Consider the following 14,569-nt stretch of genomic DNA (forward strand, 5'->3'; position numbering starts at 1 on the left):
GGGGCCGAGCGGGCCGAAACGAGACTTGGTGCGGGGCTGGGCCGCGCACTTGGGGCCGAGCGGGCCGAAAACGAGGTGAGGTAGGCGTGTGTTCAGGCGACCGAGCGGTCTGCAACGGGCGAGAAGTACGTTCGCCATCGCGAAGACGGGCGCGGCACCGGCATTCCTTGAGCTCGCATGGCCGCCGCGACCCGTGTCAGTAACCGGTCCGGGTGCGAGTACAGATCATCGGACGTGATGACGACGAACCGCCACCCGTGGCCTTCCAGTTCCTCGCGGCGCAGAAGGTCTCGCTGCCACTGGTCCCGCCGGTCGATGTGGTGTCGGCCGTCGTACTCGATGGCGAGCTTCGGGCGTTCGTACGCCAGATCCAGCCTCCGCAGGATCTCGCCATCTGCGTCTCGGAGGGCGAGGTTCACCACTGGTTCGGGAAAGCCGGCCAGGATCAGAAGGAGCCGCAGCCGCGTCTCATTCGGTGAGTCGACGTTGTCGCGCACCCACGCGGCGGCGCGGCAGGCGTTCTTCGCTCCTCGACCTGTCCCGGCTCTCGCCGTCGACCTGAGTTCGGCAATGGTGGTGCGCCGCTTCTTGATGAGGGAGTCGCCGAGGATGACCAGGTCGACGAGGTCCAGGCATGCGCCCAGGTCCAGGAAGGTCTGTTCGGGAGTCGTCGTCGGCACACCGGATCGCTCGACGACGCGAGGGCGCTGGTCGTACCGGTGGGTTCGTATCCCGCGCCGCTTGCTACGTAGGTCTGAAGCAACGGCGAGGTGGACGTCGGAGGTGCGCGGCGCGATCCCGCCCCACAGTTGGGCGGCTGAGTAGTGACTGGCAGCGATGGCATCGGGTGCGCAGAAGAGCGCCGCCTGAACGATGAGGGTCTGGGTGAGGTTGGTGTTCGCTGGCACGTAGCAGTCGAAGAACACCTTGGTGTACTTGCTGCTGAGCAGATCCTGCACCGGCACGCCGAGTGAGCGAGCCGTTCGGCGATCGATGAACACGCCGGCGTCGTCGGGGGTGGCCATCCGGACAGCATCGGGTACTCCGGCAGCTGCTCAGGGGTTATCCACAGCCCGCCGGGATCCGGTGTGGCGGGTGAGCCCGCACGTCTGGGGCCGAGCGGGCCCTAACGAGAGCGGGCGGGGGCCTGTGACCGGGCGTGTGGGGCCGAGCGGGCCCTAACGAGAGCGGGCGTAGGGCTGGGGTGCACGGTTGGGGCCGAGCGGGCCCAAACAAGACCGGCGTAGGGCTGGGGTGCACGGTTGGGGCCGAGCGGGCCCTAACGAGACCGGGCGTGGGGGTGAGCAGCTCGTCTAAGGCCGAGCGGGCCGAAACGAGACCGGGCGTGGGGGTGAGCAGCTCGTCTAAGGCCGAGCGGGCCGAAATGAGAGCGGGCGGCGGGGCTGTGGGCGGCGGCGTACCCGGCATAAACGGTTCGCAGATGCTGTTGACGTCTGCGAACCTGAGGAGAACATGACTGCACACGACGACTTCTTCGATACCCGCGCGACCGCGCTCGCCCAGGACGACGGCGACGCCGTGCTGGAGCGGTACGACGCCGACGGCTTCGTGCTCGACCCCGGCACAGACGGTGACCAGTTCGAACGCGAGAACAGGGCCGCCTTGCGCCGTGTCGAAGGTCTGTCCACCGAGCTCACCGACGTCACCGAGGTCGAGTACCGCCAGCTGCGCCTCGAACGCGTCGTCCTGGCCGGCGTCTGGCACGACGGCACGGTCCAGGACGCCGAGAACTCCCTACGCGAACTGTCCGCCCTGGCCGAGACCGCCGGGTCGACCGTCCTCGCCGGTGTCCTGCAGCGCCGCAGCAAGCCCGACGCGAGCACCTGGATGGGCGCCGGCAAGGCGAAGGAACTGCGCGACATCGTGATCGCCGAGGGCGCCGATACCGTCGTCGCCGACGGCGAGTTGGCGCCCGGCCAGCGCCGCGGCCTGGAGGACGTCGTCAAGGTCAAGGTCATCGACCGCACCGCCCTGATCCTGGACATCTTCGCTCAGCACGCGAAGTCCAAGGAGGGCAAGGCGCAGGTCGAGCTGGCCCAGTTGCAGTACCTGCTCCCGCGGCTGCGCGGTTGGGGTGACTCGATGTCCCGGCAGGCCGGTGGTCAGGCCGCCGCGGGCCAGGGCATGGGCTCGCGCGGACCCGGTGAGACCAAGATCGAGTTGGACCGCCGACGCATCAACACCCGTATCGCGAAGCTCAAGCGCGAGCTGACCGGCATGAAGACGATGCGCGACACCAAGCGGTCCTCGCGGCGTAACCATCACGTGCCGTCCGTCGCCATCGCGGGCTACACGAACGCGGGCAAGTCCTCGATCCTCAACCGGCTCACCGGTGCGGGCGTGCTGGTGCAGAACCAACTGTTTGCGACCCTGGACCCGACCGTACGACGCGCCGAGACCGCCGACGGGCGCCTCTACACGCTCGCCGACACGGTCGGTTTCGTCAGCAACCTGCCCCACCAGCTGATCGAGGCGTTCCGCTCGACGCTGGAGGAGGTCGGCGACTCCGACCTGCTGCTGCACGTGGTCGACGGGTCGCACCCCGACCCCGAAGGCCAGATCAGCGCCGTACGCGAGGTGCTGGCCGACGTGGGCGCGCATGACGTCCGTGAGGTGATCGTCATCAACAAGGCCGATGTCGCCGACCCCGAGGTGATCGACCGGATCCGCCGCGCCGAGAAGCACAGCATCACCGTGTCCGCCCGCACCGGCGCCGGTTTCGCCGAGTTGAAGGCGCTCATCGACGACGAGCTGCCCCGTCCGGAGATCCGGGTCGACGTGCTGCTCCCGTACGACCGGGGCGATCTGCTGAGCCGGATCCACGACGAGGGTGAGGTCCTGCAGACCGAACACCTCGCCGACGGCACCCGCGTGCACGCCAAGGTGACACCGGCCCTGGACGGCGAGCTCACGGCGTTCGCCCGCTGACCCGGTCGGCTCCACATCGTCGGACCCCCGGAACCTGGAGGGTCTGGCACAGTCAGGTGGGTGAGCGCCGAACACGACCGTCTGGCCGCCTCGCACGACGACCTCGCGCCGTGGCGGCTCTGGGGGCCGTACGTCAGCGGACGGCAGTGGGGCACCGTCCGCGAGGACTACTCCGCTGACGGAAATGCCTGGGACTACTTGCCATTCGACGACGCGCACCGCCGCGCGTACCGATGGGGCGAGGACGGCCTGGCCGGACTGTGCGACCGGTTCGGCTTCTTCAACCTGGGCCTTGCCCTCTGGAACGGCAAGGACGACCGCCTCAAGGAACGACTCTTCGGCCTCACCAACGGCCAAGGCAACCACGGCGAGGACGTCAAGGAGGTCTGGTGGCCCACCGACGCCACCCCGACCCACTCCTACGCGAGTTGGCTCTACCGATATCCGCAGCGGGCCTTTCCGTACGCCGACCTGGTCCGTGAAGCGGCCGCGCGCGGGCGCAACGACCCCGAGTTCGAGCTGACCGACACCGGCATCCTGGCCGACGACCGGTTCTTCGACATCGAGGTCGTGCACGCGAAGGCCACGCCGACCGACATCGTCGTCCGGGTCACCGCCACCAACCACGGACCGGACGCCGCCCCGTTGGACCTCGTCCTGCAGGGGTGGTTCCGCAACACCTGGGCGTGGGGCCGCGACGACCGCCGGCCCACGATGCAGCGGACGCAAGGGACCGCAGGTGGTGCCGATGCCGTGGAGTTCCACCACGCGTGGCTCGGTGACTACCGGATCGTGCCGGACGGTAGTCCGAGAATCCTGTTCTGCGACAACGAGACCGATGACCTTGCGCTCTACGGGACCCCCAGCGCGAGCGACTGCCCCGTCAGTGGACTCGATCAGGCCATCGTGCGGGGCAACGCCGCCTGCACCCGCCCGGATCACGGCACCAAGGTGGGCTTCTGGTGGCACTCCGACGCGGTGGCGCCGGGCGCGTCCGTGACGGTCGGCGTCCGGCTGACCGCGAGCGCAGATCAACCCACGCCGGAGGGGAGCGGTACGGGCGCCGACCTGCGCGCCACCGCCGGGGTGGCGCAGGCTCCGGTGGCAGCACCGGACGACACCCCGAGCGACCGCGTCGTCGAGGACCGCGCGCACGAGGCTGATGCGTTCTACGCCGAGGTGCTCGCGGACGTGCACGAGGACGAGGACAGGCACATCGCGCGGCGGGCGTTCTCCGGTCTGCTCTGGGGACGGCAGCTCTACCGCTACAGCATCGGCGAGTGGCTCGAGGGTGATCCATCCCAGCCCGTCCCGCCGACGGCCCGACGGAACGGGCGCAACAGCAGGTGGACCCACCTCGACATCGCCGACGTCATCTCGATGCCGGACGAGTGGGAGTACCCATGGTTCGCCTCGTGGGACCTGGCGTTCCACACCCTGCCCCTGGCCGACATCGACCCGTGGTTCGCCAAACAGCAGATCGAGCTCATGGTGCGCGAATGGGTGCAGCACCCGAACGGGCAGCTCCCCGCGTACGAATGGGATTTCGGCGACGTCAACCCTCCGGTGCTCGCGTGGGCGACCCGGATGGTGCACCGCATCGACGGTGGCACGGACACCGGATTCCTGGTGCGGGTCTTCAGCAAGCTGCTGCTCAACTTCTCGTGGTGGGTCAACCGCAAGGATGCCGACGGTTCCTACCTCTTCGAGGGCGGCTTCCTCGGCATGGACAACATCGGACTCTTCGACCGGTCGGCCCCACTGCCCGGCGGCGTGCGGCTGGAGCAGTCCGACGCCACGAGCTGGATGGCGTTCTACGCGCTGTCCATGCTGCAGATCGCCGTCGAGCTCGCGCGCGACACTCCGGGCTGGGACGACGTGGCGCGCACCTTCTTCGAGTACTTCCTGCGCCTCGCGGGGGCCATGGACGACTTCGGCTCCACGGGCGTCTCGCTCTGGTCGGAGCAGGACGGCTTCTACTACGACACCCTGGTGCACCCGGACGGCTCGAGTGAGCAGCTGCCCGTGCGGTCGCTCGTCGGTCTGTTGCCGCTCATCGCCGTGCACTCCGTGCACCCCGTGGTGCTGGGTGAGATCGGTGAGCTCATCGACGAGGTCGAGTGGACCCAACGTCGCGACACGGCGCTTGCGGATGCGCTGGTGCACCACCAGTCGCACGACGACGACCGCGTGACGATCGCCCTGGTGCCCCCAGAACGACGAAAAGCTCTGTACCGCAGGCTGTTCGACGAGTCGGAGTTCCTGTCCGGGCACGGCGTCCGGTCGCTGTCGGCGGCGTACCGGGAGGGGTTCGAGGTCGACGTCGATGGCGCGCGTACGTCGATCCGCTACGTGCCTGCCGAGTCCGACAGCGGACTGTTCGGCGGCAACTCCAACTGGCGTGGCCCGGTCTGGATGCCGGTCAACGTGCTGCTGCTCGATGCGTTGCGTAGCTACGCCGCCGCCGAACCCGGGCTCCAGGTGGAACACCCCACCGGAGCAGGCACGAGTACGACGCTCGTGGCCGTGGCGGACGACCTGCGGGAACGACTGGTCGATCTGTTCCGTGCGGGTCCCGATGGTCGACGTCCGGGCACCCCGCGGTGGTATCCGGACGGTCCGCTCTGGGACGGGCAGGTCACGTTCAGCGAGTACTTCGACGGTGACACCGGCGCGGGACTGGGCGCGACCCACCAGACCGGATGGACAGCCCTGGTCGCCCACCTCATCTGCCACCCCGGCGGGTTGCGCGACTGACAGGACGGCGACGCTCGGCCCGGGGTCCGTCCACAGGGCGCGGCGGGGCTCTCCGGCACGTCATACCCTGGCCTGATGCCCGACGACTTGGACGCACTGCTCGCCGCGGCGGTCCAGGGGGTGGGAGGCGCCCCCCGGGAGGGGCAGACCCGGATGGCGCACGCCGTGCAGGACGCGCTGAGCGACAGATCCCACCTGCTCGCCCAAGCGGGCACCGGCACCGGCAAGTCGTTGGCCTACCTGGTGCCGGCGATCGCCCACGCGGTCGAGAGCGGCAAACCGGCCATCATCGCCACCGCGACCCTGGCTTTGCAGGCGCAGATCGTCGACCGCGACCTGCCTCGCATCGCGGACGCGCTGGCGCCGGTGCTGGGGCGCCGGCCGACGTACGGGCTGGTCAAGGGCCGTCGCAACTACGTCTGCGTGAACAAGCTCGGTGGTGGCTACCCCGACGACGAGGGCGAGGGACTGCTGTCGGTCGGCGAGGTCGACCAGCAGGCGGGCCGGCTCGGTCGCGAGGTCGTACGGCTGCGCGAGTGGGCCGAGGAGACCGACTCCGGCGACCGCGACGACCTCGTGCCCGGCGTGAGCGAACGCGCCTGGCGGCAGGTCTCGGTGTCGGCCCTGGAATGCCTGGGTTCGAAGTGCCCGATGGTCGCCGAGTGCTTCGTGGAGCAGGCGCGCGCACACGCCAAGGACTGCGACGTGGTGGTCACCAACCACAGCTTCATGGCCATCGACGCGTTCGAGGGCCGCCGGATGCTGCCGGAGCACGACCTGCTGGTCATCGACGAGGGCCACGAACTGGTCGACCGGGTCACCTCGACCGTCACCGACGAGCTGTCCGGGGGTATGGCGTCCGCGGCCGCCCGGCGTTGCGGACGCCTCGCCGACACGGCCGCGCTGACCGACGCCGGCGAATTCGTCCAGGGCGTCCTGGACCGTCTGGCACCGGGGCGGCTGACGGGCATCCCCGACGACCTGGCCCTCGGCCTGGGACGGGTGCGCGACACCGCGCGTGAGGTGGCGAGCCAGCTGAAACCCGAGCAGGGCGCGGCCCCCGACGGTGGGCGCCAGATGGCCCAGGCGGCGGTCGACGAACTGTTCAACACCGCCGAGCGGGTGCTCGAGGAGCGCGAACTGGACGTCGCCTGGATCTCCGATGACCCCCGCCGCGGCAATCTGCTGCGGGTCGCGCCGATGAGCGTGGCGATGGCGTTGCGTGAGGCGGTCTTCGGCGACCGCACCGTGGTCCTCACGTCCGCCACCTTGGAGTTGGGCGGCAGCTTCGACGCGGTCGCCGGCACCCTCGGACTGCGCGGCGCGGGAGGCCCCTCCTGGACCGGTCTCGACGTCGGCTCGCCGTTCGACTATCCGACCCAGGCGATCGCGTATGTCGCGTCGCAGCTGCCACCGCCTGGCCGCGACGGACCCGCCGACGCGGTGTTCGACGAGATCGAGACGCTTGTCCGGGCAGCCGGTGGCCGCACGCTCGGGTTGTTCTCCTCGACGCGCGCGGCGAAGGCCGCCGCCGAGGCGTTGCGTGCGCGGCTCGGCGACGAGATCCCTGTCCTCTGCCAGGGCGATGACCAGATCGCAACGCTGGTGCGGCAGTTCGCAGCCGACGGGCCCACTTGCCTCTTCGGCACCATGAGCCTCTGGCAGGGCGTCGATGTGCCGGGCAGTGCGTGCCAACTGGTGATCATCGACCGCATCCCCTTCCCACGCCCGGACGATCCGCTGTCCTCGGCCCGCACGGAGGCCATCGCCCGGCGCGGCGGCAACGGCTTCATGGCGGTCTCCGCCACCCACGCGGCGCTGCGGCTCGCGCAGGGGGCGGGTCGGCTCATCCGACGGGCCGACGACCGCGGCGTGGTGGCGTTCCTGGATCCCCGGATGGTCACCGCCCGGTACGCCGGTTTCCTGCAGTCCACGTTGCCGCCGTTCTGGCCGACCAGCGACCGGGCTCTGGTGCTCAACGCCCTCCGACGGCTCGACGAGACGGCGGGGCCGGTGATCGCCGTACCCGACCGAGGCGGCGCACAGACTCCGTCGCCGGTCGCCGTCGTGCGCGACGACGACACCTCCGCACACCCCGGGCAGTCCACGACCGGTCCGGCCGGTCCCGTCGAGCATCCCGCACCGGCCGAGGGGCTCGAGGGGCCCGGCCCGACCGAGCAGCCCGTTGCCGCGCCGGATCCGTCGGTCGCCGCGCCGGGACCGGCGTCGACGACCGCGCACCCGTCGGGGTCGCCACAGCAGCAGCTTCTCGACCAGTTGCGCGCCCAGGTCGCGCAGGTGGAGGAGCAGCCACTCGCGCAGCCGTCGATCATGCCGCTCGGTGCGAAGCGGCCCAAGGCCGACGACATCCCGTCGAGTGGGCCGCCGCCGGCACCGGCGGAGGTGCAGGAGCCCGCCGTCATTCCGGACACACCGGAGCCCCCGGCTCTGCGGGTCGTCACCGACGGCGGAGAGCGGGTCTGGAGTGCGGAGGACGACGAGGAGCTGCGCGACGGCGCGGAGATGGGGCTGAACGTCGCCGAGCTGGCCGAGCACCTGGACCTCCCGGCGGAGGATCTCCGCACCCGAGCGGGCGTGCTGGGCGTGCGCCTGGACGGGTGAGCCTCCGGCGCCCGCGAGGAGGCGGTCCGGCCCTGGCCGGAGCGCTGCTGGTGCTGCTCGCCGTCGCGTTGGCGACGGTCTGCACGCACCTCGGCGCGCGACGTACCGGTGAGTTGCGGGTCAGCGTCTGGGCCACCCACCACGATCCGGCTTGGGCGGAGCAGGTCGGTCGGTGGATCGACACCGGCTTCGGCACCGTCGGCGCGGTCGTGATGATCGTGCTGGTGGTGCTGGTCCTCCTGATCGGCGGTCGCCGGCGGGACGTCGTGGTGGAGGTGGCGCTCTTCCTCGCGACCTGGGGTGCGTGCTCTCTCGTCAAACATGTGGCGGCCCGCCACCGGCCGCCCGCACCGCCGGTACGCCGGGTGGTCGCCCTGCAGGACCCGTACTCGATGCCCAGCGGACACACCGCGATCGCGACCGGCATCGTCGCGGCGATCTGCTTCACCGTGTGGCTCGGGCGGGGTTCGCACCGCGTGGCGCTGGGGATCGGCCTGCCCGTGGTCCTCGTGGTCGCCGCGAGCAGGGTGCTCGTCGGCGCGCACTACCTGGGTGATGTGACCGTCGCGATGCTCCTGGGTGCGGGGGTCTGTCTGCTGGTGCTGGCGCTCGGGCGCAGCGTCGGTCGGATCACGCCGGACCTGCAGGGCACCGAACCCCTGCGCCTCCCGATCCGGCGCAGCTGAGCGGTGGTCCGCGGTGTCGGCGCCGCGTGGCAGGGTGTGCCCATGCCGGAGCCTCCTGCCCTCGTGCTCATCGCCGGTCCGGAGCGGGTCCTGTCCGACCGGGCGCTGGACAGCACGCTGGAGGTCCTGCGGGCGCACGACCCGCAGATCGAGGTGGTGCGGCTGTACGCCGCCGACTACGCCCCCGGGTCGTTGCTCGTGCACGCCAGCCCCAGTCTCTTCGGCGGGGCGACCGCGATCGTCCTGCACGATGCCGACGAGGCGTCCGACGACCTGCAGGCAGATCTGCTCACCGTCATCGAGCAGGTCGGCGACGAGCTGCGCCTGGTGGTGCTGCACAAGGGCGGCAACCGCGGCAAGCGGGTGCTCGACGCGCTGAAGAGCGCCGGCGCCCGCCGGATCGACGCCCCGGCCATCAAGACCGACCGGGAGAAGAACGACTTCCTCACCCACGAGTTCCGCCGTGCCCGCCGCAAGGCGACCCCGGAGGCGGTCCGAGCGCTGCTCGATGCGGTCGGCCGCGATGTGGGGGAGCTGGCCGCCGCCGCGCGGCAGCTGGTCGACGACACCGAGGGCCTGATCGACGTCGAGCAGGTGCAGGAGTATCACGGGGGCAAGGTCGACGCGACAGGCTTCCGGGTCGCCGACGCGGCCGTCGCCGGGCAGACCTCGGAGGCGCTACGACTGCTGCGGCACGCCATCGCCTCCGGTCTCGACCCGGTGCCCATCGTCGCCGTCCTGGCGAGCCAGCTGCGCCAGGTGGCGCGGGTGGCGACAGCCGGCGGGGGATCCTCGGGTGCGCTCGCGGGCAAGCTCGGGATGGCACCCTGGCAGATCGACCGGGCGCGTACCGCCGCACGCGGCTGGGACGGCGACCGGCTCGGCCGCGCGATCCAGGCCGTCGCCACCGCAGACTTCGAGGTCAAGGGCGGCGGCCGCGACCCCGTCTACGCCGTCGAGCACGCGATCCTCACCATCACCCGGGAGCGGGGTGCGGGCTGAGTCCACGGCTGGTCGACGATTTGGGCGCTTCCCTGCGGCGCTGGTAGATTTGGCGATCGCGTGCGCGCCCCGGTCGTGCGCGCATGCAGCAGCATCTCGTACGACGATTCGCCCGGAGTGTCCCCACGCCCCAACCCGTCGTCGTACGTGCCCTCGACACCCCTGACATTTCGACCAAGGAAGTTCATTCGTGGCAAACATCAAGTCGCAGATCAAGCGGGTCAAGACGAACGCGATCCGTACGGAGCGCAACAAGGCGCACAAGTCCGAGGTGCGCACCTGGATCCGCAAGGTCCGTGAGGCCGCCGAGTCCGGTGACAAGGCCGGCGCCGAAGAGGCGCTGAAGACCGCGTCCAAGAAGCTGGACAAGGCCGTCACCAAGGGCGTCATCCACAAGAACCAGGCGGCCAACAAGAAGTCGAACCTGGCGAAGAAGGTCAACGCTCTCTGAGCGATCTCTCCTGTGCAGCGCCGGTCAGCCCGTTCGGGCGGCCGGCGCTTCGCGTTGTCGGGCAGCCAGGAGCGATGAGGTCTGTTGCGGTAGTCTGCGGACATGCATCGTCGGCTCCTTCTTCGGCAGCCGCGGCCGATCTGAACCGGATCCGGACGCGGCGACCCCTTGCATGCGCAGGGGGTTTCTTCATGCACATGAGCGTTCCCGCGTGGTGAACCCGGCGCCGCAGGCGAGGACCGACTGAAGGACGAGCAGGAGAAGCATGAGCGACACCGAACCGCAGCACCGCTACACCCCTGAGCTGGCCGGCGCAATCGAACGCCGCTGGCAGGAGCACTGGCAGGAGCACGGCACCTTCCACGCCGCGAATCCCAGCGGCCCGTGGGCGCAGAGCGGCACTGCCGATATCGGCGACCGGCCGAAGTTCATGCTGCAGGACATGTTCCCCTACCCCTCGGGCGCAGGTCTGCACGTCGGCCACCCGTTGGGCTTCATTGCGACCGACGTGATCGCGCGCTATCAGCGCATGCAGGGCCGCAACGTGCTCTACACGCTGGGCTACGACTCCTTCGGCCTGCCCGCGGAGCAGTACGCCGTGCAGACCGGCCAGCACCCCCGCAAGACGACCGAGGAGAACATCGAGACCTACATCGGTCAGTTGCGTCGCCTAGGGCTGTCGCACGACGACCGGCGTGCGGTGCAGACCATCGACCCGGCGTACTACAAGTGGACCCAGTGGATCTTCACCCGGATCTACGACAGCTGGTACGACGAGCGCGCGGGCAAGGCTCGGCCGATCGCCGACCTGGTCGCCGGGTACGAATCGGGCACGGTGGCAACGCCGTCCGGTGCGCACTGGGGTGACCTGACCGCCGCGGAGCGAGCTGCTTCGGTCGACGCCCGTCGGCTGGCGTACAAGTCGACGGCGCCGGTGAACTGGGCTCCCGGCCTGGGCACCGTGGTCGCGAACGAGGAGGTCACCAACGAGGGCCTGACCGAGCGCGGCGACTTCCCGGTCTTCCGACGCAACCTGCCGCAGTGGATGATGCGCATCACGGCGTACGCCGACCGCTTGATCGACGACCTGGACCGGGTGGACTGGCCCGAGTCGGTGAAGGCGATCCAGCGCAACTGGATCGGTCGTTCGCAGGGTGCCGCCGTCACTTTCCCGCTGGCCGGGTCCGCCGACGGCGTCGAGGTGTTCACCACCCGCCCGGACACGATCTTCGGCGCGACCTACATGGTGCTGGCACCCGAGCACGCACTGGTCGACACCATCACGCCGGACGCGTGGCCGGCGTCGACCGACCCGCGCTGGACCGGTGGCGCGGAGGATCCACGGACGGCGGTGGCGGCGTACCGTGCCGTGGCCAGCCGCAAGTCCGACCTGGAGCGACAGGTCGACGACAAGGCCAAGACCGGTGTGTTCACCGGCGCCTATGCGATCAATCCCGTGACCGGACAGCGTGTTCCGGTCTTCATCGCGGACTACGTGCTGATGGGTTACGGCACCGGCGCGATCATGGCCGTCCCGGCGGAGGACCCGCGCGACTGGGACTTCGCCAAGAAGTTCGGGCTGCCGCACGTGCGCACCGTCCAACCCGCCGAGGGCCACGACGAGGACACCGCCTATACCGGCAGCGGCCTGATGATCAACTCCTCGAACGACCGGATCTCGTTGAACGGCAAAGACGTCGACGACGCCAAGGCGACGATCATCGCGTTCCTGGAGGAGCACGGCAGCGGGCACGGCACCATCACCTACAAGCTGCGCGATTGGCTGTTCAGCCGACAGCGCTACTGGGGTGAGCCGTTCCCGATCGTCTACGACGAGGACGGCGCCGCACACGCCATCCCCGAGCGTCTGCTGCCGGTGGAGCTGCCCGAGGTGGCGGACTACTCGCCCAAGACCTACGACCCGCAGGACGCCGACTCGATGCCTGAGTCGCCGCTGGGCCGGGCCACCGAATGGGTGACCGTCGAGCTGGACCTGGGTGACGGTCCCAAGACCTACACCCGCGAAACCGACACGATGCCCAACTGGGCAGGGTCCTGTTGGTATGAGATCCGGTACACCGATCCTGCCAACAACGAGCGCTTCGCCGACCGCGAGTGCGAGGAGTACTGGATGGGTCCCGGCCGCGGTGACGGCGAGGGTGTCGCGAACGACCCGGGCGGCGTCGACCTCTACGTCGGCGGCGTCGAGCATGCGGTGCTGCACCTGCTCTACGCGCGCTTCTGGCACAAGGTGCTCTTCGACCTGGGCGAGATCAGTTCCAGCGAGCCGTTCCGCAAGCTGTTCAACCAGGGCTACATCCAGGCCTTCGCGTTCCGTGACGCGCGCGGCCAGGTGGTCCCCGCGAACGAGGTGGTCGAGGAGGGCGAGGGTCCGGCCACGAAGTACACCTGGAACGGTGCGCCTGTCACCCGCGAGTACGGGAAGATGGGCAAGTCGCTGAAGAACGTCGTCACGCCGGACGAGATGTGCGCGCAGTACGGCGCCGACACCTTCCGCGTCTACGAGATGTCGATGGGCCCGCTGGACATGTCCCGCCCGTGGGAGACCCGGGCCGTGGTCGGTTCGCAGCGTTTCCTGCAACGCCTGTGGCGCAACGTGATCGACGAGGAGACCGGCGCACTGCGGGTCGTTGACGACGCTCCCGCCGACGATCTGGACCGGTTGCTGCACCGCACCATCGACGGCGTACGGCGCGACTTCGGACACCTGCACTTCCACACGGCGATCGCGAAGCTGATCGAGCTGAACAACGTGCTGACCCGCACCGGGATGGCCCCGCGCTCGGTCGTCGAACCCCTGGTGCAGATGACCGCTCCGCTGGCGCCGCACCTGGCCGAGGAGCTGTGGCGCACGCTGGGACATGACGAGACGATCACCTTCGTGGCGTTCCCGCAGGCCGACCCGGCCAAGCTGGTCCAGGAGACCGTCACCTGCGTGGTGCAGGTGATGGGCAAGGTGCGCGACCGCATCGAGGTGTCGCCGAGCATCGATGCCGCCGAGCTGGAGCAGCTCGCGCGGGACAACGCCAAGGTCCTGGAAAGCCTGGGGGACAAGCAGATCCGCAAGATCGTCGTGCGTGCGCCCAAGCTGGTCAACATCGTGGCCGGCTGAGGTGGACGCGTGAACGTCGCCGTCGTGACGGACTCCACGGCGTACCTGCCGGGGGATCTGGCGGCCCGTCACCATGTGCGACTGGTCCCGTTGCACGTCGTGGTCGGCGGCACGTCGTACGAGGAGGGTCGCGACATCTCCTCCGCCGACGTGGCGCAGGCGCTGCGCGCCTTCCGTCCCGTGTCGACCTCGCGTCCCTCGCCGGGCGCGTTCCTGCAGGTCTATGAGGAGCTCGCGCACGCCGGCGCCCAGCACATCGTCTCGGTGCACATCTCGGGTGCGATGTCGGCGACGGCATCCTCGGCGGAGATCGCCGCCGAGGAGTCGCCGGTGCCCGTCACGGTCGTCGACAGCCGCTCCATCGGGATGGCGATGGGATACGCCGTCCTCGCAGCGGCAGAGGTCGCTGCGAGTGGCGCCCCACCCGAGGCCGTTGCACAGGTGGCGCACGACCACGCCGCCGCGGCATCGGTCGGTTTCTACGTCGACACGCTCGAATACCTGCGGCGCGGTGGGCGGATCGGTAAGGCTGCGGCGCTCTTCGGGTCGGCTCTCGCGATCAAGCCGCTGCTCACGATGAACGACGGTCAGATCGAGCCCCTGGAGCGGGTGCGCACCACCGGCAAGGCGCTCGCCCGGATGCGCGAACGAGCGGTGGAGGCAGCCGCGGCAATGGATTCACCCGACGGTGTCGACATCGCGGTGCACCATCTGGACTCCCGCGCGCGCGCCGAACAGCTCGTCGAGGACCTCGCCGAGGCGGTGCCGCAGGCGCGGCGGGTGCTGCTCGTCGAGCTCGGTGCCGTCGTCGGGGCCCATGTCGGCCCCGGGACCCTGGCGACCGCCGTCAGTCCGCGGCTGGGCGCGCGGTCGGCCATCCTGGGCGCCTCCGCCTGACCGCTCGGTCCACATCCCCCCGGTGCGGGTGCGGTTGTCCACAAGCGCGGGTCCGGCAACCGATGCGCACCC

The 14,569-nt window shown here is 70.0% G+C and carries 9 protein-coding genes; 8 read left to right on the forward strand and 1 reads right to left on the reverse strand.

Features of this window, described 5'->3' with window-relative positions:
* Positions 1–92: 92 nt before the first annotated feature.
* The gene (locus J4030_RS08615) at positions 93–1,025 is read right to left on the reverse strand and encodes an endonuclease domain-containing protein (RefSeq protein ID WP_208048815.1); all 933 of its coding nucleotides are present in this window, start codon (positions 1,023–1,025) and stop codon (positions 93–95) included.
* Positions 1,026–1,473: 448 nt separating this feature from the next.
* On the opposite strand from J4030_RS08615, the gene hflX reads away from it, so the two are divergent.
* From hflX to J4030_RS08655, 8 genes are all read left to right on the forward strand, one after another.
* The gene (gene hflX, locus J4030_RS08620) at positions 1,474–2,949 is read left to right on the forward strand and encodes a GTPase HflX (RefSeq protein WP_208048816.1); all 1,476 of its coding nucleotides are present in this window, start codon (positions 1,474–1,476) and stop codon (positions 2,947–2,949) included.
* A 60-nt stretch (positions 2,950–3,009) separates the two neighbouring features.
* A complete protein-coding gene (locus J4030_RS08625; RefSeq protein WP_208048817.1) occupies positions 3,010–5,706 on the forward strand; it encodes a glucosidase in 2,697 nt (898 codons plus the stop codon).
* 75 nt (positions 5,707–5,781) lie between these two features.
* Positions 5,782–8,328, forward strand: coding sequence for an ATP-dependent DNA helicase (locus tag J4030_RS08630; protein ID WP_208048818.1), 2,547 nt, complete (start codon positions 5,782–5,784; stop codon positions 8,326–8,328).
* On the forward strand, positions 8,325–9,014 hold the full coding sequence (locus tag J4030_RS08635; RefSeq protein WP_208048819.1) for a phosphatase PAP2 family protein: 690 nt from the start codon (positions 8,325–8,327) through the stop codon (positions 9,012–9,014). The genes J4030_RS08630 and J4030_RS08635 overlap by 4 nt, the downstream gene beginning before the upstream one ends.
* 42 nt (positions 9,015–9,056) lie before the next feature.
* Positions 9,057–10,016, forward strand: a complete 960-nt coding sequence (gene holA, locus J4030_RS08640; protein WP_208048820.1) for a DNA polymerase III subunit delta — start codon at positions 9,057–9,059, stop codon at positions 10,014–10,016.
* Between the two features lie 190 nt (positions 10,017–10,206).
* Positions 10,207–10,467 (forward strand): 30S ribosomal protein S20, encoded by a 261-nt coding sequence (rpsT, locus tag J4030_RS08645; RefSeq protein WP_208048821.1) that lies wholly within the window; start codon positions 10,207–10,209, stop codon positions 10,465–10,467.
* A 265-nt stretch (positions 10,468–10,732) separates the two neighbouring features.
* Positions 10,733–13,600, forward strand: coding sequence for a leucine--tRNA ligase (leuS, locus tag J4030_RS08650; protein ID WP_208048822.1), 2,868 nt, complete (start codon positions 10,733–10,735; stop codon positions 13,598–13,600).
* Positions 13,601–13,609: 9 nt separating this feature from the next.
* Entirely contained in the window at positions 13,610–14,497 is an 888-nt protein-coding gene (locus J4030_RS08655) for a DegV family protein (protein ID WP_208048823.1), read from the forward strand.
* Positions 14,498–14,569 lie beyond the last annotated feature (72 nt).

Origin of the sequence: Allobranchiibius sp. CTAmp26, from assembly GCF_017565405.1 — a bacterium.
In the GTDB taxonomy this organism is placed as follows: Bacteria; Actinomycetota; Actinomycetes; order Actinomycetales; family Dermatophilaceae; genus Allobranchiibius.